Source organism: Curvibacter sp. EU05-FHT14A10 (assembly GCF_058791075.1).
The window spans coordinates 1-1,809 of sequence record NZ_JBYTDE010000043.1 but is presented as its reverse complement, the minus strand read 5'-3'; the positions used below and the strand labels follow the sequence as shown (position 1 = coordinate 1,809).

General features: G+C 56.4%; 2 protein-coding genes and 1 pseudogene. 2 read left to right on the top strand and 1 reads right to left on the bottom strand.

The annotated features are described in order from the left end of the window. Positions 1-250: 250 nt before the first annotated feature. Together AC3WUT_RS30130 and AC3WUT_RS30125 are read left to right on the top strand one after the other, a co-directional pair. Complete coding sequence (locus tag AC3WUT_RS30130) at positions 251-1,075, top strand: hypothetical protein (RefSeq protein ID WP_492350750.1); 825 nt, start codon at positions 251-253, stop codon at positions 1,073-1,075. Between the two features lie 181 nt (positions 1,076-1,256). After that, the gene (locus tag AC3WUT_RS30125) at positions 1,257-1,499 is read left to right on the top strand and encodes a helix-turn-helix transcriptional regulator (RefSeq protein ID WP_492350749.1); all 243 of its coding nucleotides are present in this window, start codon (positions 1,257-1,259) and stop codon (positions 1,497-1,499) included. Here AC3WUT_RS30125 and AC3WUT_RS30120 read toward each other — a convergent pair. Further along, positions 1,474-1,731 (bottom strand): annotated as a pseudogene (locus AC3WUT_RS30120) (tyrosine-type recombinase/integrase); the annotation flags it as partial. The gene AC3WUT_RS30125 and the pseudogene AC3WUT_RS30120 overlap by 26 nt on opposite strands. Positions 1,732-1,809: the final 78 nt, after the last annotated feature.

The window sequence follows — 1,809 nt, the reverse complement described above, 5'->3', positions numbered from 1 at the left end:
AATCGCTGGTTGGCGGCGCAGCACAAATCTGCCGCTTGAAGACCGGTTATGCACTCCGATTTTCAGGGGCAACCTCACTTTCGCCAGTTGGGCGATGCTCAGCAGTGGGCCGTACTGCTTAGTTAGCGCCTCTTCTATTTGCATGTCGCTGCATCCTTCCAGTGAATTACGGATAACTTCCGTTGATTCCTGCAGGATGCCGGCAAGTCGTGTTTCACATAGCGCGAATTTTTAGTAAAATGTTGACATCATGAAAAGCATCTCCCGAGTACGCCGCATGCACCCGTTGTTGGGAGTGCTAGTGGCGGAATGCGAAACCACATCAGCGAGAGTCCACGCCAAGCTATCAAACGGCTATGCGTGGTGCTTTTGTGATCTGTGTGGAAAGCTAACGGAGTACGCCGTCGCCCTTGAAGCTCGAAAAGTCTTCAAGAAGATGTCCGTGCGAAATGACAAGCCTGTACCGATCACGGAAGCAATGCGTGCTGCAGCGCAACGCGCCGCTGATGCTTTGGTTGTCCGTTTCGAGAAGGCCCTTGCCGGCGAATATGGTCTTTATGAAGCCGCCCGAATGGTCGCCACGTGCTGCAACATTCGGGACATGCGAGGAGAACTCTTGGACGTGGAGACCTTCCGCGACCAGGTCGAGCGAAAGGCACTCACTGCGGCTTGGGCATTACATGGTGACGTGCTTGGCGCGACTCTTTTGCCAGGCCAGAAGGAAGGCGAGCCCAAGCCAAGCAAGTTTTACTGCGAAGACCACAATCCGAGTCGAAGCGTTGAGTCAAGGAGAGCGTATCAACGAGACCGCCGGCTAATCGCCGAGTACGAAGACCTGATGGCCATGATTTGGAGTCAGAACGCTAGCCGTCTAGCCGCTTGGGACATTGAGGCACACGCATACGTCAGGACTGAAGCGTATCGGTTGCTTCATGCCATGAAGTCCACGAAAGGCATCATTGCCGCCGAGTTGAGTCGCGGGGTCACAAATCAATCAGAAATCGCGCGCAAGCTGGGCGTTTCCCGGCAGACGATTTCAATAGCGATCAAACGCCACGGCCTGAATGCCAGCTAGAGCATCATCGCCAGGCGGACTAGCTTCGATGAAATTCCGATGCGTGTACACGCTCTGGTTCCCGGCACCTTCCTGCGCGCCGCCTAAAATGACAACATTTTTCTAATTTTTCGCACCCACTCGAAACGCACCGCCGGGCATTCTTCGATTAACCAATACGTAATCGAATGAAAGCTACCGTATGCATATCGAGGCGAAATGCAAAACGCTCATCAACCGCAAGAAGCTGCTGGCGATGATCCCGCTTTCCGAGCGCACGATTTTCAACATGGAGCAGAGAGGGGAGTTCCCGCGCCGCATCGCGCTCACCAGCCGGAATGTCGCCTGGGACTTGGCCGAGGTGGAGCTGTGGATCGAGGCGCGAAGGTCTTCTGGTGCTCACGCCATGCGCCCCAGCGTCAGCCCTGTTGCAGCGGCCGTTTAGCAGTCCACTCGTCAATCATGTTGGCCCAATCCTGCAGCATGGCCGTGCGCTGCTCGCGGTATTCGGCCTTGTTGTAGACCGCCCGCACACCACGTTGCTCGTGAGCAAGGCATTTCTCAATCCAGTCCGTGTTGTAGCCAGCCTCATGCAATAGCGTGCTGGCCGTCCGCCGCAGGTCATGCGGCCCAAATTTGGTGAGGGGCTTCCCTTCCTTCTGCGCAAGCCTGTACGTCGTGAGCGGCTAGCCGCACCATCTTGACGGCGACGCTGCGCTCAGGCCTGGCCCGAGGTCCAGCGATGAGGCAGCAGT